Origin of the sequence: Microbulbifer aggregans (genome assembly GCF_020524005.1) — a bacterium.
In the GTDB taxonomy this organism is placed as follows: Bacteria; Pseudomonadota; Gammaproteobacteria; order Pseudomonadales; family Cellvibrionaceae; genus Microbulbifer; species Microbulbifer aggregans_A.
On record NZ_JAIVKK010000005.1, the window covers coordinates 285,266 to 310,240 of the forward strand.

General features: G+C 57.7%; 24 protein-coding genes. 4 read left to right on the top strand and 20 right to left on the bottom strand.

The window, feature by feature from the left end; translation table 11 throughout:
• Nucleotides 1-57: 57 nt before the first annotated feature.
• From LC093_RS11865 to leuC, 14 genes are all read right to left on the bottom strand, one after another.
• Entirely contained in the window at nucleotides 58-555 is a 498-nt protein-coding gene (locus LC093_RS11865; RefSeq protein WP_226665006.1) for a CvpA family protein, read from the bottom strand.
• A gap of 182 nt (nucleotides 556-737) precedes the next feature.
• Nucleotides 738-1,460: an SPOR domain-containing protein gene (locus LC093_RS11870; protein WP_226665007.1), complete on the bottom strand. Its 723-nt coding sequence runs from the start codon at nucleotides 1,458-1,460 to the stop codon at nucleotides 738-740.
• Nucleotides 1,441-2,712, bottom strand: a complete 1,272-nt coding sequence (gene folC, locus LC093_RS11875) for a bifunctional tetrahydrofolate synthase/dihydrofolate synthase (protein WP_226665008.1) — start codon at nucleotides 2,710-2,712, stop codon at nucleotides 1,441-1,443. The genes LC093_RS11870 and folC overlap by 20 nt, the downstream gene beginning before the upstream one ends.
• A gap of 88 nt (nucleotides 2,713-2,800) precedes the next feature.
• Nucleotides 2,801-3,655, bottom strand: a complete 855-nt coding sequence (gene accD, locus LC093_RS11880; RefSeq protein ID WP_226665009.1) for an acetyl-CoA carboxylase, carboxyltransferase subunit beta — start codon at nucleotides 3,653-3,655, stop codon at nucleotides 2,801-2,803.
• 202 nt (nucleotides 3,656-3,857) lie between these two features.
• Nucleotides 3,858-4,679, bottom strand: coding sequence for a tryptophan synthase subunit alpha (gene trpA / locus LC093_RS11885; RefSeq protein ID WP_226665010.1), 822 nt, complete (start codon nucleotides 4,677-4,679; stop codon nucleotides 3,858-3,860).
• A gap of 10 nt (nucleotides 4,680-4,689) precedes the next feature.
• Nucleotides 4,690-5,910 carry a tryptophan synthase subunit beta gene (trpB, locus tag LC093_RS11890; RefSeq protein WP_226665011.1) on the bottom strand — a complete coding sequence of 407 codons (1,221 nt, stop codon included), beginning with the start codon at nucleotides 5,908-5,910 and terminating at the stop codon, nucleotides 4,690-4,692.
• The gene (locus LC093_RS11895; protein WP_226665012.1) at nucleotides 5,907-6,563 is read right to left on the bottom strand and encodes a phosphoribosylanthranilate isomerase; all 657 of its coding nucleotides are present in this window, start codon (nucleotides 6,561-6,563) and stop codon (nucleotides 5,907-5,909) included. The genes trpB and LC093_RS11895 overlap by 4 nt, the downstream gene beginning before the upstream one ends.
• Nucleotides 6,564-6,727: 164 nt before the next feature.
• Nucleotides 6,728-7,609, bottom strand: coding sequence for a tRNA pseudouridine(38-40) synthase TruA (truA, locus tag LC093_RS11900; RefSeq protein WP_226665013.1), 882 nt, complete (start codon nucleotides 7,607-7,609; stop codon nucleotides 6,728-6,730).
• 126 nt (nucleotides 7,610-7,735) lie between these two features.
• The gene (locus LC093_RS11905) at nucleotides 7,736-10,741 is read right to left on the bottom strand and encodes a FimV/HubP family polar landmark protein (RefSeq protein WP_226665014.1); all 3,006 of its coding nucleotides are present in this window, start codon (nucleotides 10,739-10,741) and stop codon (nucleotides 7,736-7,738) included.
• Between the two features lie 264 nt (nucleotides 10,742-11,005).
• Nucleotides 11,006-12,001, bottom strand: a complete 996-nt coding sequence (locus LC093_RS11910; protein ID WP_226665015.1) for an Asd/ArgC dimerization domain-containing protein — start codon at nucleotides 11,999-12,001, stop codon at nucleotides 11,006-11,008.
• Nucleotides 12,002-12,155: 154 nt separating this feature from the next.
• The gene (gene asd, locus LC093_RS11915) at nucleotides 12,156-13,271 is read right to left on the bottom strand and encodes an aspartate-semialdehyde dehydrogenase (protein WP_226665016.1); all 1,116 of its coding nucleotides are present in this window, start codon (nucleotides 13,269-13,271) and stop codon (nucleotides 12,156-12,158) included.
• Nucleotides 13,272-13,348: 77 nt separating this feature from the next.
• Nucleotides 13,349-14,422 (bottom strand): 3-isopropylmalate dehydrogenase, encoded by a 1,074-nt coding sequence (gene leuB, locus LC093_RS11920; protein ID WP_226665017.1) that lies wholly within the window; start codon nucleotides 14,420-14,422, stop codon nucleotides 13,349-13,351.
• Nucleotides 14,423-14,867: 445 nt separating this feature from the next.
• On the bottom strand, nucleotides 14,868-15,515 hold the full coding sequence (gene leuD, locus LC093_RS11925; RefSeq protein ID WP_226665018.1) for a 3-isopropylmalate dehydratase small subunit: 648 nt from the start codon (nucleotides 15,513-15,515) through the stop codon (nucleotides 14,868-14,870).
• A complete protein-coding gene (gene leuC, locus LC093_RS11930) occupies nucleotides 15,515-16,963 on the bottom strand; it encodes a 3-isopropylmalate dehydratase large subunit (protein WP_226665019.1) in 1,449 nt (482 codons plus the stop codon). The genes leuD and leuC overlap by 1 nt, the downstream gene beginning before the upstream one ends.
• A 167-nt stretch (nucleotides 16,964-17,130) precedes the next feature.
• On the opposite strand from leuC, the gene LC093_RS11935 reads away from it, so the two are divergent.
• Nucleotides 17,131-18,009 carry a LysR family transcriptional regulator gene (locus LC093_RS11935; protein WP_226665020.1) on the top strand — a complete coding sequence of 293 codons (879 nt, stop codon included), beginning with the start codon at nucleotides 17,131-17,133 and terminating at the stop codon, nucleotides 18,007-18,009.
• Between the two features lie 124 nt (nucleotides 18,010-18,133).
• Nucleotides 18,134-18,811, top strand: coding sequence for a TIGR04219 family outer membrane beta-barrel protein (locus LC093_RS11940; RefSeq protein ID WP_226665021.1), 678 nt, complete (start codon nucleotides 18,134-18,136; stop codon nucleotides 18,809-18,811).
• Between the two features lie 89 nt (nucleotides 18,812-18,900).
• Here LC093_RS11940 and aroC read toward each other — a convergent pair whose 3' ends face one another.
• On the bottom strand, nucleotides 18,901-20,001 hold the full coding sequence (aroC, locus tag LC093_RS11945; protein ID WP_226665022.1) for a chorismate synthase: 1,101 nt from the start codon (nucleotides 19,999-20,001) through the stop codon (nucleotides 18,901-18,903).
• Between the two features lie 274 nt (nucleotides 20,002-20,275).
• Entirely contained in the window at nucleotides 20,276-21,208 is a 933-nt protein-coding gene (prmB, locus tag LC093_RS11950) for a 50S ribosomal protein L3 N(5)-glutamine methyltransferase (RefSeq protein ID WP_226665023.1), read from the bottom strand.
• A gap of 210 nt (nucleotides 21,209-21,418) precedes the next feature.
• Here prmB and folE point away from each other — a divergent pair, with 210 nt between their 5' ends.
• The gene (gene folE / locus LC093_RS11955; RefSeq protein WP_226665024.1) at nucleotides 21,419-21,958 is read left to right on the top strand and encodes a GTP cyclohydrolase I FolE; all 540 of its coding nucleotides are present in this window, start codon (nucleotides 21,419-21,421) and stop codon (nucleotides 21,956-21,958) included.
• Nucleotides 21,959-21,993: 35 nt separating this feature from the next.
• Nucleotides 21,994-22,350: a 5-carboxymethyl-2-hydroxymuconate Delta-isomerase gene (locus tag LC093_RS11960; protein WP_226665025.1), complete on the top strand. Its 357-nt coding sequence runs from the start codon at nucleotides 21,994-21,996 to the stop codon at nucleotides 22,348-22,350.
• 28 nt (nucleotides 22,351-22,378) lie between these two features.
• Here LC093_RS11960 and LC093_RS11965 read toward each other — a convergent pair whose 3' ends face one another.
• From LC093_RS11965 to LC093_RS11980, 4 genes are all read right to left on the bottom strand, one after another.
• On the bottom strand, nucleotides 22,379-23,248 hold the full coding sequence (locus tag LC093_RS11965) for an alpha/beta fold hydrolase (protein ID WP_226665026.1): 870 nt from the start codon (nucleotides 23,246-23,248) through the stop codon (nucleotides 22,379-22,381).
• A 128-nt stretch (nucleotides 23,249-23,376) separates the two neighbouring features.
• Complete coding sequence (sixA, locus tag LC093_RS11970) at nucleotides 23,377-23,847, bottom strand: phosphohistidine phosphatase SixA (protein WP_226665027.1); 471 nt, start codon at nucleotides 23,845-23,847, stop codon at nucleotides 23,377-23,379.
• Nucleotides 23,848-23,892: 45 nt separating this feature from the next.
• Complete coding sequence (locus LC093_RS11975; RefSeq protein ID WP_226665028.1) at nucleotides 23,893-24,558, bottom strand: DUF4389 domain-containing protein; 666 nt, start codon at nucleotides 24,556-24,558, stop codon at nucleotides 23,893-23,895.
• 91 nt (nucleotides 24,559-24,649) lie between these two features.
• On the bottom strand, nucleotides 24,650-24,928 hold the full coding sequence (locus LC093_RS11980) for a DUF4389 domain-containing protein (protein ID WP_226665029.1): 279 nt from the start codon (nucleotides 24,926-24,928) through the stop codon (nucleotides 24,650-24,652).
• Between the last annotated feature and the right edge of the window lie 47 nt (nucleotides 24,929-24,975).

The window sequence follows — 24,975 nt, forward strand, 5'->3', positions numbered from 1 at the left end:
CCCAGTCATATCGAGAAAATAAGGTGAGACCCCGCGCCGCGTCCAGCAGCCCGAAAATCAATCAAATTGCCCTGCGAAGAATTCCTTGATCGCGCCTGCCGCTTCGCGCGCACGATCTTCAAATTCGAGAAAATGGGGAATGAGCCTCGACTCTCTCCACCAGCCATCTTCCTCCACCGGTACCAGTGCAGGCGCAAAAATCAGTAACGCCAACACGATAATGCAGCCGCGAAACAACCCAAACACCATACCCAGAACCCGGTCTGTACCTGAAAGCCCCGTGGCTTCAACAAAGGCAGACAGAGTCATATTGAGGCCGGCTCCGGCCAGCAGGGTAAAGATGAACAGGATGGCGAAGGCCGCAATGGCCTGTAATGATGGTGTATCGACAAGGTTGGAAAGCAGTGGCGCCAGCTGATCCCGGAACATCATTGCCACCACAAACGCCGCCACCCAGGTAAGCAGCGACAAGACTTCACGCACGAAGCCTCGGCTCATGCCGATGAGCGTGGAAATGGCCACGATTGCCAGAATGGTCCAGTCAGCCCAGTTCATTCAACCCTTACCTGCTACACGGCGGCTGCCGCGAAGAGCGCGCATTCTAACTTACCGACCGGAGCCCGTGAAGCAGTTCACTCTGCGTATCACCAATATGCACAGTCTTTTAGGAAAACAGTGTTCTCCAGAAAGCGCTTTCGACTGTCTGTTCACACCGCTGGGGTTCAGCAAGATCCAGCTCAGACCTTGTATTTCAGCACCAGAGTCTGCGTATTGAGGAGTTTATCCAGCCGGCCTTTATCTGACTGGGCATCCGCCTTATCCAGTTTGGGGCCGACAAATACGCGTACAAACCGACCTTTCGGCGTTTCAACCGAACGAGTGAATGCACGGAACCCGGCATCCAGCAACTTGCCTCGCATCCGGTCGGCACTGGCGACATCGCGATACGCACCAACCTGGACCACCCACCCCTCTGGCAGCCCCTGTTTGTCGAGACTGACTTTTTCTTCCGTCGCTTTTGCCGGCGCGGGCGTCGCCGCAGGTTCAGCCTGCTCAGCCGCCTGCGGCACTTTCGCCACGGGCTTAGCCTCTATGGCAGTCTTGTCTGCAGCGACATCCTTCGAAGAGTCGGCCAGTGGTGCGGCAGGGTCCGGCGCAGGAGCGCGCTGCTCCGCAAACTCCGGCTGGAACACTTCATTGACGGGCGGCGCTGGCGCGACCTCTTTGACCGGCTCGGGCTCGGCGATAACAATCGGCTGTATCGCCGGCGCCGGCGGAATCTGGCTGGTCACGTCGATATAGCGTGTACCCTGGCGATCAAACAGGGACGGCAGGAATATGACGGCCAACGCGGCCAATACCAACGCACCAATGATGCGCTGCTTTACCCCATCATTGAGGCGCTTGCGCGGCTTGCCGCCACTAGAAAATGCTTTCGGGTCACTGTCCCTGCTGGCCATCACTGTCGTCTCGTATAAAGCCCAGTACTTCTGCAACGGTAAAGAAAGAACCGAAGACAAGCAACCTGTCACCCTCTTCCAGTTCCGCATGCAGGGATATCAGGCTTTCAGTGACTGGTGTACAGGCATCATAGATTCTTGCCGATGGGATGTCCGCCGCCGTCAAACCCGCAAGCAATTGTTCACAGCCGGCCGCACGCGGGTTGTCTGGCAACAGTGCCGGGTACCAGTGGTCCACCTTGGATGACAGCGGTGCCGCCAGCCCCGCAAGATCCTTGTCGGCCATGGCCGCGACCAGCGCCAGGGTGCGCCCTTTTACCGGGTGACGATCCAACCAGGCTGCCAGATATTCTGCGGCCGCCGGGTTATGCCCGACATCCAGTACCAGATCCAGATCGCGCCAACGCACCTGCTGGCAACGCCCTGGCATGCGCAACGCGCCCAGCACCTCACAGGTCTGCTCAATACCCGGAAGCTCGCCGGCAATCGCGAGCGCCGCAAGCGCCGCCGCGACGCTGGGCGGTGGCAAATGAATGTCAGGAATCCCGAAAGCGAGAGCCGGCTCAGCAGTCAGGTCGAATTGCTGACTCTCCATCTTGAATTGATGGCCAATAAAATAGCTGTCGCAGTCCAGGTTACGAGCAGCATCCACTACGGATGCCGGCGGCTGGGGATCGGCGCAGATAAATGTTTTCCCGGCTCGCAGGATGCCTGCTTTTTCACGCCCGATCGATTCCCGGTCATTGCCCAGCCAGGCTTCGTGATCCACGGCTACGCTGGTGATGATGGCAATATCCGCATCCACCAGATTTACCGCATCCAGACGTCCGCCCAGACCAACCTCCAACAGCGCAAATTCAACACCCGCCTGCTTGAACAGCCAAAAGGCCGCCAGGGTGGTAAATTCGAAATACGTCAGACTGACTTCAGCGCGGGCAGTCTCAACCGCCTCGAAGGCCTCGATCAACTGCGCGTCGCTCACCTCCTCGGCCCCGATGCGAATCCGCTCGTTGAAGCGCAGCAAATGGGGGGAGCTGTAAGCCCCGGTGGTATGGCCGCCCGCGGTCAGCAGGGCCTCAAGGGTACGCACACAGCTGCCTTTGCCATTGGTTCCGGCAACGGTAATCACCCGCTGCGCGGGCACAGTCACATCGAGCTTGTGGGCCACACTGGACACCCGTTCGAGCCCCAGTTCTATTTCTGTCGGGTGCAGTTGTTCCAGGCGTGCCAGCCAGGATTGCAGATCGCGCATGGGTATAGATCGGTAGTGAAAAGTGTGGGGATTTTAGTCGCGAATGGAGGCGGGGACGAGCCCCGCGCGGTGCGGGGCTCGTAGAGCATCAGTTGTTGGTGAGTTTACCCAGAATGCGGCTCACCGTATTGCGCATGTCATGGCGCGGAATAATCATATCTATGGCACCGTGATCCAGCAGGAACTCAGCGCGCTGGAAACCTTTCGGCAGTTTCTGGCGAATGGTTTGCTCGATGATATTCGGTCCGGCAAAACCCGCGCGTGCGCCCGGTTCTGCAGCATTGATGTCGCCAAGAAGCGCCAGCGAGGCAGAGACCCCACCATAGACAGGGTCTGTCATGATGGAAATGTAGGGCACGCCCGCCATTCGCAATTTTTCCAGCACTGCCGATGTTTTTGCCATCTGCATCAGGGAGATCAACGCTTCCTGCATGCGCGCGCCACCGGTCGCAGAGAAGCAAACCAGGGGAATGTTTTCATCCAGTGCACGCTGGGCAGCGCGGGTAAATTTCTCACCCACCACATAACCCATAGAGCCACCGTGGAAAGCAAACTCGAAAGCTACCGCCACCAGCGGTTTGCCTTCAAGCAGGCCCTGCATGGCGATCAGGGCATCTTTTTCACCGGTCGCTTTTTGCGCTTGGGTCAGACGATCCTTGTACTTCTTCACGTCTTTAAACTTGAGACGGTCAACTGGCTCCACATCCGTGGCCAGCTCTTCCCGGTGATCCGGATCGAGGAAAATATCCAGGCGCTTGCGCGCACCAATACGGAAGTGGTGCTCACACTTCGGACAAACGTCCAGGTTGCGCTCCAGCTCAGGACGGTAAAGCGTGGCATCACACTTGACGCACTTTTTCCAGACACCTTCAGGAACCTTGCTCGCGCCAGTACGGCGCTCGGTGCGAATCACCGCGGGAACAATCTTTTCTAACCAGCTCATTCTGTTTCCAATATCCAATGCTTGGCCGTCTTATGCTTGGTGGACGCCCCATCAGAGGCGCCTACCCTGCGGCCAGACAAATAGTAAGTGACCAATAATTCTGAAACCGCGAATTAAACCACTTTAACAGGTTTCGCTGCTGGCCAGTTAAGCCGCAACCATGGCCTTTCTGGCCACAGACTCACCAGCCGGGTCTCAGCGCTCAGCTATCAAGTGCTGCGCGCATTTCTCCCACCATGGCACCGATACGGTCTTTGGCGGCAGCCCCATCAACGGATTCGCCAATCGCCGATACCAGCACACTGCCCACGACCGCACCATCACCTTCGGCGCTCACCGCTTTGGCAGAAGCGCCGTCTTTGATACCAAAACCAACGCACACCGGCAAATCTGTGTGGCGACGAATTCGGCCCAGGTTTTCCCGTACAGAGTCCAGATCCAGGTGCCCGGCTCCGGTCACACCTTTCAGGGAGACATAGTAGACAAAGCCACTGGCCAGGCGCGTAATCTGTTCGATACGCGCATCACTGCTGGTGGGCGTCAGCAGGAAAATATTGCGCAAATCGCGGGCCTGCAGCAGTGCGTTTAGCGGGCCCGCCTCTTCTGCCGGCAGGTCCACCGTCAGAGCGCCGTCGGCCCCAGCCTCCTGCAGCCCGTCCGCAAAAGCTTCCAACCCCATCTTCACGATCGGGTTGGCATACCCCATCAGAATGACCGGGGTATCGGCGTCACGATTGCGGAACTCTTTTACCAGCTCCAGACATTTGCGCAGAGATGCCTTGTTTTCCAGCGCGCGCTCATGGCCTTTCTGGATCACCGGCCCTTCCGCCATCGGGTCAGAGAAAGGCACACCTAACTCGATCAGGTCCGAACCACTCGCCACCAGCTGATGCATCAGGGCAACGGTATTTTCGAGCCCCCCATCTCCGGCCACGATATAGGTGACCAACGCCTTGCGGCCCTCACCGCGCAACTGGGCAAAGCGGCGGTCAATTCTGTTTTCCTGTTTGCTTTCCAGGCTCATGGCGTCACTCCTAGACTTCGATGCCATCGATGGCGGCTACGGTAAAGATATCCTTGTCGCCACGACCGGACAGGTTGACCACAATATTCTGCTCAGGCGACATAGTCGCAGCCAACTTGAGACCGTAGGCCACCGCGTGACTGGACTCCAGTGCCGGCAAAATACCTTCTGTGCGGGTGAGCTGACGGAAAGCGGCCAGCGCTTCGTCGTCATTGGCCGCCACATATTCCACACGGCCAATATCTTTCAACCAGGCGTGCTCCGGACCGACACCCGGATAATCGAGACCGGCAGACACCGAGTGGGTTTCGATAATCTGGCCGTCCTCATCTTCCATCAGATAGGTACGATTACCGTGCAGGACACCCGGCACACCCACGTTCAGGGGCGCCGCGTGATGCCCGGTTTCAATGCCTTCTCCACCAGCCTCGACGCCGTACATTTTCACGGATTCGTCAGCGAGGAACGGGTGGAACAGGCCAATCGCATTAGAGCCACCACCAACGCAGGCCACCAGCGCATCCGGCAACTGGCCGAACTGCTCCAGGCTCTGGCGCCGGGCCTCGCGGCCAATCACGGAATTGAAATCGCGCACCAGCTGCGGGTAAGGATGGGGACCAGCAACGGTACCGATAATGTAAAAGGTGTCGTCCACATTGGTGACCCAGTCCCGCATGGCTTCGTTCATCGCGTCTTTCAGGGTCTTGGAGCCGGACTCCACCGGGATCACCTCGGCACCCAACAGCTTCATGCGGTACACATTCGGCGACTGGCGTTTGACGTCTTCAGCCCCCATGTAAACGGCACACTTCAGCCCCAGGCGCGCAGCCACGGTCGCGGTCGCCACACCATGCTGACCGGCACCGGTCTCAGCGATTACACGACTTTTACCGCTGTGTTTGGCCAGCAGGGCCTGGCCAACCGTGTTGTTAACCTTGTGCGCACCAGTGTGATTGAGATCTTCCCGCTTCAGCCAAATACGCGCACCGCCGGCCGACGCGGTGAGGCGCTCCGCCAAATACAATGGCGACGGACGACCGACATAGTGGGCCAGGTCGTAATCAAAGGCCGCGATGAACTCGGGATCCGTTTTGAGCCGCTGATACATTTCCTGCAGCTCGTCGAGCGCGCTGATAAGCGTCTCGGATACGAAGCGACCGCCGAATTCCCCAAAATGCCCGCGGGCATCCGGGTAAGCGCCATAGTCGATTGGCGAATTGGGTTTACTCACTGCTCAAACTCCTTGTGTAAATTCTGTTCGACAACAGCCGAACGCGCGGCACGAATAAACGCGCGAACTTTTTGTGGGTCCTTGCGCCCCGGCGCAGATTCCACGCCACCGCTTACATCCACGGCCTGCGGCCTCGCAGCCTCGATGGCTTCAGCCACATTGCCCGGCGTCAAGCCTCCGGCAAGGATCACATGCCGACCATTGCGAGCGGCATCCCGAGGCACTCGCTGCCAGTCAAAAGTGTCACCTGTACCGCCGGGCACCCCTTTGCGGTACGCATCAAGCAGGATCCCCCGGGCATCCGGATACGCAGCTATAGCTTCCACCGGATTCAATTCGGGCTTCATACGGATCGCTTTGATATAGGGGCGATGGAATTGACGGCAGTAGGGAGCTGTCTCGCTGCCGTGAAATTGCAGCAAATTCAGGGGCACCTGACCCAGCACCCGCTCCACCTGCTCGGGGTGTGCATCCACAAACAGCCCGGTAAGCACCGCAAATGGGGAAACTGCGCGTGCAATCTCTGCCGCCTGCTCCAGTGTTACATTGCGGGGGCTAGGCGGATAAAACACGAGGCCGAGCGCATCCGCACCGGCATCAACCGCCAATAATGCATCTTCAATAGAAGTGATTCCGCAGATTTTTACGCGCATAGTCCGTCAACCGCAGATACCGCCAGACCGACATCAGTCACAAAAACCGCAACGCCAATGGCCTGACAGCAGACATAATCAGGGAGCTCGGGATACTAGCAGATCACCGGAGTTGGTGGAACGCATGAGTCAGCTAACTGCTGTCCCACCACACGAATTCGCGCTTACGGCTGTGGCAGACCACCCAGGGGCAATGGTACCAGCAGCGGTCCAGGCTCGCGGTCGGGCAACGTAAACTCAGGCGGATACTCCACATCAACCAGATACAGCCCATGGGGTGGCGCCGTCACTCCGGCCGCACTGCGATCACGAGCCGCGAGTACCGTGCGCACCCAATCCGGCGACTGGTCACCCCGCCCTACCGCCATCAACACCCCGGCGATGTTCCGCACCATATGGTGCAGAAATGCAGTGGCACTCACTTCCAAAACAATCAATTGGCCAACGCGCCCAATATCCAACTGAATCAGCCGACGCACCGGCGACTTCGCCTGACACTGGGCGGCACGAAAGCTACTGAAATCGTGCTCACCGACCAGATGGGCAGCGCCAGCGCGCATCGCATCCATATCCAGGTGGCGCTCAGTCCAGGTTACTTCCGTCGCCGCCTGCGCGGAGCGGGTCGGGGCGCTGTGGATCAGGTAGCGGTATGTTCGACGCTTCGCCGAAAAACGAGCGTGAAACTGGGGCGGCATCTCCTGCGCCCAATGCACCCTGACATCAAACGGCATCTGCGTATTAACGCCCTGAATCCAGGCCTTGGCCGGCCGAATCGCCCGGGTATCGAAGTGAATCACCTGCCCGGTGGCGTGGACACCAGCATCGGTCCGCCCGGCGCACACCAGTGTTACCGGCTCCGCCGCGACTTTGGACAACGCCTGCTCAAGGGTCTCCTGCACTGTCTGCCGGTCGTGCTTTTGCTTTTGGAAACCGCGCATGCGGGTACCGCAATACTCGACTCCCAAGGCTATTCGCCGCACACCTTCGGGCAGCGCCTCCCCGGCCGGAACTTCACCATTGGGTTTATATTCGTAGCGTGTTTTCATCGATATCGCTGAATCGTCAGGCCTGTCACTACTGCTCTGCATCCAAGCTTAGAAGCACCATTCGCCAAAAAGAAAAGACCCCGCACATGTGCGGGGTCAATAGTGTTGTCGTAAACGACTGGAAACTTAACTCATGCGCTCAAGAAGCTCTTTTGCCCGCTGCTGTTGCTCACCAGCGGCTTCCTCGACGACTTCGCCGAGGATTTCACGAGCGCCATCTTTATCACCCATTTCAAGGTAGGCCTGGGCCAGCTCGAGCTTGGTGCTGACTTCATCACCGCCTTCCAGCAGGTTGAGCTCGGAATCCAGATCGCCTTCCAGGTCAAACCCCAGGTCCTCAAAGCTCTCTCCGTCCTGCTGCGCCGCAGGCTGGGCGGGGGCAGTTACCTGAGCGACATCCCTTGCCGGCGCTGCCTCAACAGCCACATCGGTCTGAGGCTCGAGATCTTCACCAAGGTCCAGATCACCAAGATCGATGGAATCCAGATCCAGGCCATCAAAATCACCACCGAAACTATCAAGTTCGTCATCGTCAAACGACAATTCCGCAGACTGACCAGCATCCACTGACGGCTCGGCGTCGATTCCGGTATCAGTGTCGCCGGAATCCAGGCTCAACTCGTCGGCATCATCCATCGGCGACAGGTCGAGATCAAATTCAAGGCCGCCCTGCTCCTCTTCGTTCGCTTCTGCATTGGCGATGGGCTCGCCAGACTCGGCGCTGAAATCGCTGTCGAGATCCAGACCATCCAGATCCAGCTCGCCGCCAGCCATCAGGTCGTCGAGGTTAAAGTCATCGCCATCACCGGCATCCGCGCCCTGCCCGGCTGACTCCGGTGCCGAATCAAGATCCAGTTCGCCGCCCAGATCCAGGTCATCACCGAGGTCCAGATCCAGCGAAAACTCATCGCTTTCCGCTTCTGCCGAACCGGCAGACACCGCATCGTCAGAGCCCAGCTCCAGATTCAGGTCGTCCAGCAGTGCGAGATCCTCATCACCCTGCGACCCTTCACCGGCCACTACCGTTTTGTCGGCACCGGAAAACTCTTCGAGATCATCAAAAGAGGCTGAGACATCAAAATCATCATCAAGACCGCCATCCAGGTCCGCACCCATGTCATCCAACTGGGCAGCTTCCAGGGATTCGCTGGAAAAATCATTCTCGGGCGCTTCAAACGGCCCGGCATCAGCGATGGTTTCACGCAGACGCGCGGCGCGGTCAGCCGCAGGCCCGTCGCTGTAACTCAGCAGCTGGCGGTAGTGATCATCAAAGCTGGCTGCGTTCTGCTGCTGGGCGTAAACCTCAAGGAGCATCAGGCGCGCGTCAATATTGCCGGGTGCAGTGCCAAGGCCGGCCAGCAGTTTGCTTTCCGCTTCAGGGTATTGCCCCAGAGACAGGTGGATTTCCGCTTCTGCCACCGGGTCGCCAGTTTCCACTTCGCCAAGCTGGTCCAGATCGAAGCTGCTGTCCGCTTCCAGCTCTTCCACGGCAGACAGGTGATCCAGCTCATCCGTATTTTCGTCGGAATCTGCTGCAGCGCGCGCAGCCGCCATTTCAGCCTCAACCTGGCGAATGGCCTCCTCTTCTTCCTTGCGACGACGCCAGGTAATGAATCCGAAAATACCTACCAGCAGTACACCCGCGCCAGCGCCAATCAGCTGGATGTTATCCATCAGACGCTCGACCAGTGTCGGTTCAGACTTGGTTTGCACCACAACGACACGGTTGCGCGCGTCGTCCGCCTCGGCCTGCTCTTCTGCAGTAACTTCAGGCTCTTCAACCTGCTCGGCTTCGCCGACAGGCGCTACTTCTTCGGTTTCGAGAGGCGACTCGTCTGAAACCTCTTCTTCGGAGAATTCAGCAGAATCATTGAGCGCACTGGTTTCGGACATTTCGTCGGCTTGTGCCGCCGCATCCTGAACCGCCCGCAGCTCCTCATTGGAAACGTCTACCAGCTGCTCCATGGTATCGATCTGCTCGTTGAGCTCACCAATACGCTCCTGCAGCTCAGCGTTCTCCAGCTGGGATTTATCCAGTTCTTCTTCGGTGACAGCCAGCTCGCCTTCCAGCGCTTCACTGTCACTTGCGCCACTGCCGCTGCCGGAGATCACAGACTCGTTATCTCCCGGCGCGGCCAGGGAAACGCGACCTTCGACAGACTCTGATTCGACAGTCTCTTCTGCTGCTGCACGGCCGTCCAGCGGTGCACCCAGAGCGCTGTCGCCAACGCGCTCGCGCCAGGCGTCGTTCTGGGTTGCCACTTCGGAAACCGCGTCAGTGCGGCTGAGCGTGCGCACTTCATCTGTGGTAGGCAGGCGCAGTACCGCGCCCTTCTTCAACAGATTGATATTGTTATTGATGAACGCTTCCGGGTTCAGACGCTGAATCGCCAGCATAGTCTGCTGAACGGACACTTCGCGGCTCTCGCGGCTGTCACGGGCGATTTCCCACAGGGTCTTGTTGGCCTCAACTGGGCCATATACCCGGCTGCCAGTATCGGCAGGCGTTTCAAATTCTGACTCGTTGAAAATCTCCGCCGGGTCCTGCACCTGAGGCTCAGGCTGAACCGGAGTTTGCTCAACCGGTGCGGGCGCCGCTTCTTCAGCTGGAGCCTGAACGGGCTCAGGCGCGCGCTGCACGGTCGGTTTCAGCGGCTGCTGCACTGTTGGATCCCTGCGCACTTGCTGGCGTTCGCGCTCAGCCGCACGTACGGGCTGGGAAGCCGTATTGGTGGAGAATGCCGGCAGGTCCATCAGCAGGGTGTATTCCCGCAACAGACGGCCGCTCGGCCAGCGGGTCTCAACCAGGAAATTCAGGAAAGGTTCGCGGATGGGGGCACGACTGGAGATACGGATAACCGGTGCGTTTCCGGAGTAGTCCACCTCAAAGCGGAGCTCGCTCAGAAGATAGGCGCGATCCACACCGGCGCGATCAAAATCTTCCTCACTGGCGAGACGCACTTTGATCTCACTGTCACCCAGACCGCGGGTTTGCAGCAGCTTGATTTCAGCGTTGAGTGGTTGATTCAATGTTGAGTTCAGCTTGATCTCGCCAAGACCAAGTGCCAGAGCCCCATTGCCACCCAGTGCGCTGACCAGTCCAACCGCAAGTGCCAGCTTTTGCACGCGCATATCCGATTCCCTTTATTGTTAGAATCACCCTGCTACCTGAACAAAAAGCAAACAACATGCACTTTGCAGATACCAGCTGTGTGCAGCAAAGCTGCACGAAATTTACCCAAAAGAGTCCGCGCGCTGGCAACGGACTCCGCTTAATGGCGATTGATCGCCCCCCAAAAACATTCCTACTGGCCTCATCCCTTCGTACATTTCAACATCCTGCGAAAGCTACGAAGTTAAGAAGGCACCTTCAGAATGGTCGCTAAGTATTAAATATCAATGGGTTTTTAGCAACAAGTGGACAATCTGTACACAGTTAATTGCCACGTCTTTACGCAGATTGTCGGAAACCGCACAAAATTTAACCTGCTGCGGACTGATCAGGCCACGACGCAAACGTCCGAGCAAGGTATTTTCACTGCCTACGGCATCCTGTGACGACGGCCGCTCCTGCATTTCGAGACGAGCGCCATTCGACAACAGCCCGCGAACCTGCTCAAGGTCTGCCGCCTCTTTCAAGGTCACGCTGACGTTTGCCAACTGCCCGTGGAATACAGAGGTGGTGTTGATTGTCGCATCGAGCGCAATCTCGTCACCAAGCAAACGACGCAACTCATGCACCAGAGCCAGCTCAGAAAGATTGTGTCCACTCTCAAGCAGCGCTTCCGCCGAACTGAGCTGATTGAAGGCCAGGCGCTGCCCGGTCACCTCATCCACTTCCGGCTCCTGGCCATTAAACATACGCGCAGTCTGTGCCGCTGCCGCATCTACACCGTGCTTGCCCAGTGCCGACAGCGGCTGGTTCAATACGACTTCCACTGATTTCAGCTGGGCCGCCAGAGGAAAAAGCGCTTCGGCGATCATTGCCGCACCAGCGCCCGGCAGCGCCAGTACCCGGCGCTCCAGCTGCTGGACCTCGGCACTATTCAGCAGCGGATGGATCAACGGCACACTGTCGTCACCGCGGGAAAGCCCCGCCGCATCCACCACCCATGCACCGGCACTTTCACCCTGCGCCAGTGCCTCTGTGGCCGTGTCACCACTGCTCAACAGCAGCACCACCTGATCGGGCGTGAATGCAAAATCCTTTACGGACTGTACCGGGATCGAGCGGTTGGCAAATACCTGCGGGTCCGCATCTGCCTCGTCTTCCGCCAGTAATTTGAGCTGCTCGGCGCCGATGGTTTTGCGCTCTTCAAGGATCTCCAGCAGGGTGGCAAATGGCGTACTGTTAACGCCGACAATCACCAGCTCACGAGTGGGCTCTGTCATATTTTGTACTCACGACCAATTTTGAGTGCTTAACGGCCACTTAGGCCATTTAAGCAGCAAGCTAAAAACGCGGGGGATTATACTCACGAGAGAGGCGGGGGGAAGCCGCCCCGGAGAAGGGCGGCGGAAAGAGGAACCTGAAAGGTAATACTGGTTACAGTTTACCCAGCAGAATCAGCAGCACACGACGCAGGGGTTCTGCGGCACCCCACAGCAGCTGATCGCCCACGGTGAAGGCGTTGAGGTATTCACCGCCCATGCTCAGCTTGCGCAGACGACCCACCGGAATGTCCAGCTTGCCGGTAACCGCTGTCGGGGTCAGTTCTTTAAGCGTAACCTCGCGGTCGTTTGGTACTACCTTCACCCAATCGTTGGCTGAGCCGATCAGCTTCTCGATCTCTTCCAGCGGAAGATCTTTCTTCAGCTTCACGGTAAACGCCTGGCTGTGGCAGCGCATCGCGCCGATGCGTACACAGGTGCCATCCACCGGGACGGTCGCGCTGGTGCCGAGAATCTTGTTCGCTTCCACCTGGGCTTTCCACTCTTCGCGGCTCTGGCCAGACTCCAGCTGGGTATCGATCCACGGCAGCAGGCTACCGGCCAGCGGCGCGCCGAACTCGGAAGTCGGGAAATCGCTGCTGCGCATGTTCTCGACCACCTTGCGGTCGATATCCAGGATCGCGCTGGCTGGATCCGCCAGTTCCGCGGCCACACCATCGCGAATGCTGCCCATCTGGGAGATCAGCTCGCGCATATTCTTGGCACCGGCACCACTGGCCGCCTGATAGGTCATCGCGGTTACCCACTCCACCAGGCCAGCCTTAAACAGGCCACCGAGGCCCATCAACATAAGGCTCACGGTGCAGTTGCCGCCGATATAATTTTTCACACCAGAATCGATGCCGCGATCAATCACGTCGCGGTTTACCGGGTCCAGCACAATGATGGCGTCATCGTTCATGCGCAGGCTGGAGGCGGCATCAATCCAGTACCCATCCCAACCTTTTTCGCGCAGCTTGCCGAACACTTCCTTGGTGTAGTCGCCACCCTGACAGCTGACAATCGCGTCGAGCTCTGCCAGTGCGTCCAGATCGTATGCATCTTTCAGCGGCGCTACTTCTTTGCCGATCTCCGGGGCTTTGCCGCCCGCGTTGGAGGTGGAGAAAAATACCGGCTCCGCGATATGCGCGAAGTCGTTTTCTTCCAGCATACGGCCCATGAGCACAGAGCCGACCATACCGCGCCAGCCTACGAATCCTACCTTGTTCATTTCTATACCTTGATAAATCTGTAAATTTCTGGATCCCGGCGTTTGCCGGGACGACGAGCGATTGGCATGCGGTGCTACTAGAAAGCGGCCACCACTGCTGCGCCGATTTCCGCAGTTGAGACCTTTTTACATCCGTCTGTATAAATGTCTGCGGTACGCAGTCCCTGGTCGAGTACTTTACTTACCGCCGCCTCAATGGCATCCGCCGCTTCGCCCATATTCAGGGAATAACGCAACATCATGGCAGCAGACAAAATTGTAGCGAGCGGGTTGGCAATCCCCTGCCCCGCGATATCCGGCGCGCTGCCGTGACAGGGCTCGTACAGGCCAAAGCCGGACTCATTCATTGAAGCAGAAGGCAACATGCCGATGGATCCGGTGAGCATGGCCGCGGCATCAGAGAGAATGTCGCCGAACATATTGCCGGTCACCATGACGTCGAACTGTTTGGGCGCTCGCACCAGCTGCATTGCGGCGTTGTCGACATACATATGGGAAAGCTCAACATCCGGATACTCCGGCGCCAGACGATCCAGCACTTCGCGCCAGAGCACGGTTACTTCCAGCACATTGGCTTTGTCGACTGAGCAGAGCTTGCCGCCACGTTTTTGCGCTGCTTCAAAAGCAGTGCGGGCAATCCTCTCAATTTCCGATTCTTTGTAAACGTAGGTGTTGTAGCCCTGTTTTTCTCCGTTTTCCAGCGTGCGGATACCGCGCGGCTCACCGAAATAAATACCGCCGGTGAGCTCACGTACGATCAGGATATCCAGACCGGATACGACTTCCGGCTTCAGGGAAGAGGCATCAGCCAGCTGCGGATACAGGATCGCCGGGCGCAGGTTGGCGTAAAGGCCAAGCCCGCTGCGAATTTTCAGCAGACCTTTTTCCGGTCGAATGGCGCGATCCAGGGTATCCCACTTCGGGCCACCGACTGCGCCGAGCAATACCGCATCGCACTGGCCGGCTTTTTCCAGTTCAGCATCCGTCAGCGGCTCACCGTGCGCATCAATGGATGCCCCACCGATCAGCCCTTCGGTAAATTCCAGATTCAGATCGAATTTTTCATCGACAACTTTCAGTACTGCTACTGCCTGCTCAACAATCTCCGGGCCAATACCGTCGCCCGGGAGGATCATGATTTTTTTGCTCATTTTTTCATTCCTTCTTTCTGCCACCCGGAGCCCGTGGTACCGAATAGCGGAGTCCTGTGGCGGCTCCGCTACCGGGGAGCGTCCGCGAGACACGCCGTAAACCCATCCATGGGGGCTCGGACGCGGCCGTCCTGGCCGCGTACGGTCTCGCGAACGCTCCCCGGTACCGAAGCCTTCGCATTTCGCTCTCGTACGCTGATCAATGTAATGCGATCAAAGCACGCTCATAAATAACCAAGCTGTCCTTGTCAAAGCGCAACGCTTGAAGCGAAGGCTTCGACTGCGAGGGTCTTTTACCAGACCTTCCGCGAGAGGGACCTCGCGGAAGAGCCCCCATGGATGGGTTCACGGCGTGTCTGGTAAAAGACCCTCGCTGGCGGAGCCGCTACAAACCACCTACCGGTTCCACTGCACCCGCTCATAAACAACTCAGCTCAGAAAAGTGTTACTTGACCGCGTCAAACAACCAGGGCGCCTCATCGCGACGCTTCGCTTCATACGCACGAATATCGTCCGCATCTTCCAGCGTCAGGCCGATATCATCGAGGCCGTTCAACAAACAGTGCTTGCGGAACGTATCCACCTCGAACGCGATGGTTTCGCCATTCGGCTTCACAACCAACTGCTGTTCCAGGTCGATTACCAGCTCGTAGCCTTCCTCGGCGTACATTTCCTGGAACAACTGCTCAACAATTTCCTCTTCCAGAACGATCGGCAACAGACCGTTCTTGAAGCAGTTATTGAAGAAAATATCCGCAAAACTCGGCGCAATGACGGCACGGAACCCGTGATCGTCCAGCGCCCAGGGCGCGTGTTCACGGCTGGAACCACAACCAAAATTCTTGCGCGCCAACAGAACTGAAGCGCCCTGGTAACGCGGATGGTTCAGCGGGAAGTCCGGATTGATCGGACGATTGCTGCAATCCTGCCCCGGCTGCCCCTCATCGAGATAACGCAGCTCATCAAACAGGTTCGGACCAAAACCGGTGCGCTTGATCGACTTCAAAAACTGCTTCGGGATAATCAGATCCGTATCCACATTGGCGCGATCCATCGGAGCGGCCACGCCTTTATGCTGGGTAAAAGCCTTCATCAAACCGCCTCCTTCTGCATTTCACGCACATCCACAAAGTGACCCGCAATCGCCGCAGCAGCCGCCATACTCGGACTCACCAGATGCGTGCGACCACCATAGCCCTGGCGCCCCTCGAAATTCCGGTTGGACGTAGAAGCACAGTGCTCACCCGGGCCCAGCTTGTCCGCGTTCATCGCCAGACACATGGAGCAGGACGGCTCACGCCACTCAAAACCAGCTTCCAGAAACACCTGGTCCAACCCTTCTTTTTCCGCCTGGGCTTTCACCGACTGAGAGCCCGGCACCACCAACACCTGCTTAACGCTTTCGGCTTTCTTGTGGCCCTTGGCCACAGCCGCCGCCGCACGCAGGTCTTCAATACGGGAATTGGTACAGGAGCCGATAAACACGCGATCCAGGTTGATATCGGTAATTTTCTGGCCAGCGGTCAGACCCATATATTCCAGCGCGCGCTCGATGCCCGCCTTCCGGGTAGCATCATTCTCTGCGGCAGGATCCGGCACCAGCGCGCTAATCGGAGCCACCATTTCCGGAGACGTACCCCAGCTGACCTGCGGCTCGATCTCTTCACCGCGCAACTCAACGATCGCATCGAAATGTGCACCGTCGTCAGAGTGCAGACGGCTCCAGTTCGCTACCGCCATGTCCCACTGATCACCTTTGGGTGCGTAAGGCTTGTCTTTTACGTAGTCCAGAGTGACCTGATCCACCGCCACCATGCCCGCACGAGCACCGCCTTCAATGGCCATATTGCAGACGGTCATACGGCCTTCCATCGACAGGCCGCGAATCACTTCGCCACCAAACTCGATCGCGTAACCGGTACCACCCGCGGTGCCAATCTTGCCGATAATTGCCAGCACCACATCTTTCGCCGTCACGCCTGGACCGAGTTCACCGTCCACGCGTACCAGCATGTTCTTCATTTTTTTCTGGATCAGACACTGGGTGGCCATCACATGCTCCACCTCGGAAGTGCCGATACCGTGAGCCAGTGCGCCCAGCGCGCCATGGGTAGAGGTATGAGAGTCACCACACACCACCGTCATCCCCGGCAGGGTTGCACCGGTTTCCGGGCCGATCACATGCACAATGCCCTGACCAGGATCATTGATGCCGAACTCGACGATTCCGAAATCCTTACAGTTCTCGTCCAGGGTCTGCACCTGAATACGGGAAACCTCGTCCTGAATACCAGCAATACCACCCGCGCGCTCAGCAGCGTCAGACGGCACATTGTGATCCGGTGTGGCGACGACAGAATCGGTACGCCAGGGTTTGCGGCCAGCCAGACGTAGGCCCTCAAAGGCCTGGGGCGAAGTGACTTCGTGAATCAGGTGACGATCGATGTAAATCAGTGCAGTGCCGTCATCGCGGCTTTTGACCAAATGGTCTTCCCAGAGCTTGTCGTAAAGCGTCTGCTTTTTATTATCTTGCTGGCCCATTTGTCCCATCTCCTCTATGGATAACATGCCGGAGTCTAGGGGGGGCATTGAATAACATCAATTTATATTTATTATATGGCGCATTCGGTTTTGGAATGTGAAATTCCTGAGCTTCCTAGATAACCACTCCGGGCACTCAAGCCCCGCCACCGAGGCACAATCAAACCATGGAAATCCAGTGGCTCAGAGCCTTCCTTGCCATATCAGAGCAGGGCTCCGTATCCGAAGCGGCTGAAGAGCTGCACCTCACTCAGCCTGCGGTCAGCAAGCGTCTAGCCTCCCTTGAGCAGCAGCTCGGCACTCCCCTGTTTGACCGCATCGGCCGTCGCCTGCAACTCACCAATGCCGGCAAAGCGCTGCTCCCCCGCGCCCGCCACATACTCAACGAGGTGAGTGATGCCGAGCGCGAACTCAGGAGCCTCGGCGAAACCATCGGCGGCAGCCTGCGCATCGCCACCAGCCACCACGTCGGCCTCCACCACCTGCCGCCGCTACTGCGTGAATTCAGTAACCGCTACCCCGATGTGGCACTCGATATCGACTTTGTCGATTCCGAGCAGGCCTACGAAGCACTCGTGGCCGGCGAATACGAACTCGCCGTGGTCACGCTCGCGCTCAAGGACTACCCCAACCTCAACGCTCAGATCATCTGGCCCGACCCCTGCGTAGTGGTCGCCGCCCCGGATCACCCGCTGGCGCAGATGCCAGAACTGGACCTGCCGGCACTGGCGCAGTACCCGGCTATTCTGCCGGACCTGAATACCTACACCGGGCGACTGATCAAGCGCGAATTCGACGCCCACGGTCTCAAACTGACAGCAAAACTCGCCACCAACTTCCTGGAAACAATCAAAATGATGGCCGGTGTCGGCCTCGGATGGAGCGTACTCCCCAAGACTCTCGTGGATGAAACCCTCGCCGAACTGCCCATGCCGCAACTCAGTATCGTGCGCAACCTGGGCATCATCTATCACCGCAACCGCACCCTCAGCAACGCCGCCAATGCCCTGCAACAGCTACTGGTCAAGGAGGCTCGCGGGCTTTAGAGCCTCCAAATGGGGGGGAAAAGTAGCCAACTATTTTAAAGACATCCCAAAATCGCTAACTGGTAGGCGAAACGGCATCAAAAAGCTGTACACTTCGCCGCAGAATTCAACGGGAGAACCTCTAATGAAAAAAATTACCCTGGCGATCTGCGCCGCCCTGGCTTCAGTCAGTGCCAGCGCTGATACCATTCTCGGCTTTGACGCGACTGCTGGCGTTTGGAAACCCTCGTACAGTGGTGAGCTGAATAGTGTTATTGACAGCAGCGACTTCGAAGAAAGCAACCACACCTTCCTTCAGGCCGCTCTAGAGCACCCGATCCCTCTCATCCCAAATATCATGCTGGCACACAGCGCGATTGAGTCAGACACCAACCTCACCAGTGGCAGCACACTGGATCTGACGCATACCGATGCGACGCTCTACTACGAAATCCTGGATAACTGGGTAAACCTGGACATCGGCCTGACTGCACGTCAGTACGACGGCTCCCTGGGCCTGGACATCATGAACAACTACGAAACCGTCGACTTCTCCGGCGTACTGCCCATGGCCTACGCCATGGCGCGCTTCGACCTTCCGTTTACCGGCTGGTCCATCATTGCCCAGGGCAACGGCACCGGCTACAAAGGTGACACCCACACCGACCTGACCGCCAAAGTACGCTGGGACTTTGTACCTGCCGCCGACTTTGCCATCGAGGCCGGCTACCGCGTCATGAGCCTGGACGTGCAAGAGCTGGACGACCTGGAACCAGACCTGGAAATCAAGGGCCCCTACCTGGGCCTGAACCTGCACCTGTAACTCAGGGCGGGCAGACGCAAAAAAGGCGGAGCGCTTTCGGCGCTCCGCCTTTTTTGTTTGCGGTAAATATTTCTGATATCTGAAGCGAATTACTCAGATTCACCGGCGGGAATTTTTAGCCCGAAATCCACATCGCCATTCTGAGCGCGCTGACGCAGCACATGGTCAATCAACACCAGCGCCATCATCGCCTCGGCAATCGGCGTAGCGCGAATACCTACACAGGGGTCGTGACGCCCCTTGGTGACGACCTCGATGGGATTGCCATTGGTATCCAGGCTCTTGCCGGGAATACGCAGGCTGGAGGTAGGCTTGAGTGCGATATGCGCGATCAGCTCCTGCCCGCTGGAAATACCGCCCAGCACACCGCCGGCGTTATTCGACTGGAAACCATCCACGGTAATCTCATCCCGGTGCTCGGTACCCTTCTGCTCCACCGAAGCAAAACCGGCCCCGATCTCCACCCCCTTCACCGCATTGATGCTCATCAGGGCATGGGCCAGATCCGCATCAAGACGATCGAAGATCGGCTCACCCAGACCTGCAGGCACGCCGGAAGCGTGCACAGAAATACGCGCACCGATGGAGTCGCCCTCCTTGATCAGCGCCTGCATGTATTCTTCCATCTCCGGCACTTTGGCGGCATCGGGACAGAAGAACGGGTTCTGATCCACCTGGGACCAATCCAGTTTCTCAACCTTGATCGGCCCCAACTGCGACAGGTAACCGCGCACTTCAATACCGAACTGCTGCTTCAACCATTTCTTGGCGATCGCACCGGCAGCAACACGCATGGCCGTTTCCCGGGCAGACGAACGGCCACCACCGCGATAGTCGCGGAGGCCGTATTTGGCCCAGTAGGTGTAGTCGGCATGGGCCGGGCGGATCTGCTCGGAGATATTGGCGTAATCTTTGGAGCGCTGATCGGTGTTCTCGATCAGCAGACCGATAGGGGTTCCGGTGGTTTTACCTTCAAAAACACCGGAGAGAATTTTGACTTCATCCGCCTCGCGGCGCTGGGTGGTATAGCGGGAAGTACCGGGCTTGCGGCGATCCAGCTCCAGCTGGATTTCTTCCGCAGAAATTTCCAGTCCCGGAGGGCAACCATCAACAATGCACCCCAGTGCCGGACCGTGGCTCTCGCCAAAAGTGGTTACGCAGAACAGCTTGCCAAATGTATTGCCTGACATATCCGGTAATCCCTACCTCTAGTCAATTATTCGTGGAAAGCCGCGCATTATAGAGGAATCCGTCGCCGGCGGCGCGTGCAATTATTCTTTGAAGCTTTGACAGCATCGCTCTCAACCTCTCCGGTGGCGGTGCCGCTACCGGGTGCAGCCTTGCGAGACACGCCGTAAACCCATCCCTGGGGGCTCGGCTGCGACCGTCCTGGCCGCAGACGGTCTCGCAAGGCTGCACCCGGTATCGACACCTTCACAGCAGGATCACACCAACTGGCAAGAATTACTCTTCTGCACCCGCCTCAAAAAAACTGCGGCAAGCAAGCAGGTCTTCGCGGGTGAGAATAAAGACACCGTGGCCACCGTCTTCCAGCTCCGGCCACATAAACGGTACCTGCGGAAAGGCCTCTTCAAGCGCCTCCCAGCTGTTGCCCACTTCGCACACCAGGATACCTTCCGGCTGCAGGTGGTCCGCAGCCTGCAGCAACAGGCGGCGGGTAAAATCGAGACCGTCATCACCAGAACCCAGTGCAAGCCCCGGCTCCGCATGGTACTCCGGCGGCATCTCGGCCAGATCGCGCGCGTCCACATAGGGCGGATTACTCACAATCAGATCGTAGCTGCAGCCCTTGAGCTCCTCAAACAGATCCGACTGCACCGCACGTACCTGCTCGTTCAGGTGATGCCGATTGATATTGATCTGCGCCACCTCGATCGCATCCGCGGAAATATCGCTGACATCCACCCGCGCACCAGCAAACGTCTCAGCACAGGCAATCCCGATACAACCACTACCACAACAGAGATCCAGAACCGCCAGCGGCTCCTGCGCCAGCCACGGCTCAAACCCCTGACGGATCAGTTCACCAATAGGCGAGCGCGGCACCAGCACCCGCTCATCCACATAAAACGGCAGATCGCAAAACCAGGCCTCATTGGTGAAGTACGGAGACGGAAGGCGCTCGTCGACGCGCCGCTCCAGAATAGTCATCACCTCCCGACGCTCCTCCATCGTCAGGCGGGCGCCGAGAATTTCCGGTTTGCTGTCTACCGGCAGGTGCAGCGCGTGAGTGACCAGCAAGACGGCCTCGTCCCAGGCATTGTCAGTACCGTGACCAAACCACAGCTCTGCTTCATTGAAGCGACTGGCGCCCCAGCGGACGTAATCCAGCACTGAGCACAATTCGTGCAAACTGGACTCCCGTTTCTCTATCATTGGCGATATTCCTTAAATTTTGGCGCTTTACTAGCGTTCCACAAAGGCTTAGGGTAGCGCACCCTCTGGATCCCCGGATCGGGTTCCTTGATATGGCAGCCCCACCGCCATCCTCGGCGATAAGGTGTGGTGATCGAACGCCCCTATTTCTGCGTACAAGGCTTTTCAAGCCACGCGCAGTCGCTCGGGCGAGACGTTGGAAGCATACTGATGAAAGAACATTACGCACACATCCTTGAGGCCATCGGCGAAGACCTAGAGCGCCCGGGCCTGAAAGACACTCCCCTGCGCGCCGCCAAGGCCATGCAATACCTGACCCGCGGCTACCAGCAAACCGTGGAAGACGTGGTCAACGATGCGCTGTTTCCCTCCGACTGCAGCGAAATGGTGCTGGTCAAAGACATCGAGCTTTACTCTCTGTGCGAACACCACATGCTGCCGTTTATCGGTAAAGCACACGTGGCGTACATTCCCGATGGCAAAGTGTTGGGCCTGTCGAAAGTGGCGCGCATTGTAGACATGTTTGCCCGCCGTTTGCAGATCCAGGAACAGCTGACGGTAGAAATTGCTCAAACCATCCAGCAGGTAACCGGCGCCGCCGGTGTTGGCGTCATCATCGAAGCGAAACATATGTGCATGATGATGCGTGGTGTTGAGAAGCAGAACTCCGTGATGAAAACGTCCGCGATGCTCGGCTCTTTCCGCAGCCAGCAGGCGACGCGCAACGAGTTCCTGTCCCTGATCCGCTGATCCACTGTTTCCAAAACAACAAGGAGAGCCCGCAGATGCCACATCTGGTTATCGAATACTCGCAACAACTGGAAGACACACTTTCCATTGCCAACCTGGTCACCAACGGCCAGCAGGCAATGTGCGACACCGGGCTCTTCACCCCCAGCGCGATCAAGACCCGCGCCCTGCCCTACCGGGACTTCGTGCTCGGCGATAGCCGGGAAAGCGGCGCCGGTGGTTTTATCCACGCCGAAGTCAGAATCCTCGAAGGGCGTACCACCGAACAGAAGGAAGCCCTCAGTGCAGCCATCTTCACCAGCCTGTGTGAAGCGGCACCCGAGGTAGCGGAGGTTTCAGTGGAAGTGCGAGATATGGACAAGGCAAGCTACTCCAAACGGCTGCCATTTTAGTCCCAGCTGACTCAGTCGACGCGCCGGTTCAGGCGGTAAGGAAAGGCCGGAACCAGTCCGCGATCACATCGGCACTTTCATCCATATGCAGGTGGTGCCCACCGGGAAATTCCTGAATCTCGATATTTGTGTACTTTTCCGCAACCGGGCGCACCCGCTTGATCATATCCTGAATACCAGACTTGCCCAGCGCCAGCCGGATCGGCATACCCGCCCGCCCCAGAAAAGCCTCTACCTGAGCAGCATTCAACTTGGCCAGAGAGCTGGCCAACAGCTGCGGATCATTGCTCCAGGTATACCCCCCCTCACAACTGCGCACTCCACGCTCGACCAGACGCTGCGCGGCATCGTCAGACAGTTTGAATAAGCCGTTTTTGCGCGCTGCCACGGCGATCTCCAGTGACGCAAACACCTTGGGCGCGCGATTCCTGTAGCGAGCACGCTGCTCAATGCCGTTGCGCAATATCTCCGGCGCTTCGACGTCCTCGGCCGGTGGTGGCACCAGCCCATCAATCAATGCCAACCGCTTGACCCGCTCAGGAAAGGTCGCTGCCGCGATCATGGAGATTACCGCACCACGGGAGTGCGACAGCATGGAAAAGCTTTCCCAGCCCAGCGCATCCGCCATCCCAAACACATCTTCAATCTCACCCCAGATGTTGTAGTTGGCCTCTGCGTGCCGGTGGTAGCTCTGGCCGTGCCCGGCGAGATCCACAGCCACCAGATTCAGCTCAGGAAGCAGTGGCGCCAGCCGGTCAAAGCTCGCGCAGTTGTCGAGCCAGCCGTGCAGTGCCAATACCGGTGTTCCGTCCGTATTCCCCCATTGGCGGGCGGCAATCCGGTTACCGGAGAGATCGAGGGAAATTTCGCGGGGAGAGGGCAGGTTATTCACGGGCATGGAAACGGCGAAAGAGTAGTGGATGAACACACAATGCTGACAGCGCCCACCATCCAGGCCAATGGCCACAGGCGCCAGAGAAGCTGATCAATTCGTTAGCGGCCGCCCAGCGGCAAAGCGGGGCAACACTAGGACAATGGTTGGGGCTTGTGCTGTAGCCACTGTAACTCGGCACAGTCAGTCGCCCAGACATCCGCCTGCAGACACGCAAGCGACGAGGTTCCCATCGGGTGCTCGCTGCCAGTACCACAAAGCCCGTTCACCAGACTGCCGACCAACGGTTGGTGGCTGACCAGCAGCAGGGGAAATTGCTCCTCCCCCACTTCACCCAGCGTGTCCAGCAGTACCTGCAACGGCGTATCGCAAGTCAGATGTTCGTTGATTTGCACTTCCAGTCCGAAGATTTCAGCAACAATCTTTGCGGTCTGCCGGGTACGGACATAAGGGCTTGCCCAAAGGGTTTTAACCTGGGCCAGTTCGGAAGCGCGCTCCTTGCAGACAGCCGCCACATCCTGCCGGCCCCGGTCCGTCAGCGCCCGGGTTTCATCACTTTTACTGAAGGGTTCGGCTTTGCCGTGACGCAGAACAAATAACAGCACGCACTACTCCGCTTTCTACCTGGATGAGTTTAAAGGCCGGGTATTTTATTTGTCGTTGCCACTTTTTTCCGGAGTGTCGTCCGTATCTGCCTCACCGGCCTTTTCCTTACTGGAGGATGCGGCCTTTGTGCTCTTGGCTTTTTTGGCTGCAGGCGCTTGCGTTGCCGGTGCCTCTTCAGCAGGGTCTTCAGAAGAACCTGCCACTGCAGCATCGGGTTTCACGTCTGCTTTCGACTCAGCCTGTGGTTTTGCCGCGGGCTCTTCTGCAACGTCTTCGGCGCCCAACTCAATTACGTCGCTGTCCGCAACCTCTTCCACCACTTCATCAGTGATTTCATCGTCTATTTCAATGTCAGACTCCACCTCGTCATACTCACTGATGACCTCACCATCCACTTCCTCGGCACTTTCATAGCTGGAAAGATCGTCAACTTCGGACTCCGGCCACTCGGAAAAGGGAAACGGCTTGTCCTCAGTGTTGTAGATGAGGAATTGCAGGGTCTGGTAAATATAGGAAGCCAGTTGGTCGCCCAAACGACGAAGATTATCGTTGGCGGAGCCGGTAATGATATTGAACAGGAATTGGGCAATCACTACCGCCAGCATGACAAAGCCGGCGATCTCCAGCAGTACAGCAAACAGCACCATATACACCAGCCGAATCCAGTGATTGGCGGAAGTGAGGTTCTGTTTCAGTTCTTCGTTGCTCATGGACTTATCCCTAGTTATTTGGCAGCGGACAGGAGAGGCAACGCCAGCTTTCCGGCTGGCGTATGGTCTTGAACTATAGCACTCAGTTTTTTCAATCTTTCGGCCATTCGGCGAACGGGAATGGCTTCTCTTCCGTGTTGTAAATCAGGAACTGCAGTACCTGGTAGATATAGGAAGCAATCTGGCTGCCAAGCTGGCGCAGGTTTTCATTCGGGCTACCGGTAATGATTGCAAACAGGAACTGCAGCACAACAGTAGCGAGCATGACCACACCAGCCACTTCCAGAAGAAATACAAACAGCACCATAAACAGCAGGCGCAGCCAGTGATCCGGAGAGGTCAGGTTGTGCTTGATGGCTTCATTATTCATTGTGTAGATCCAAACAAGTTAAGCGGGTTTTGGGCCGGAACGAACCC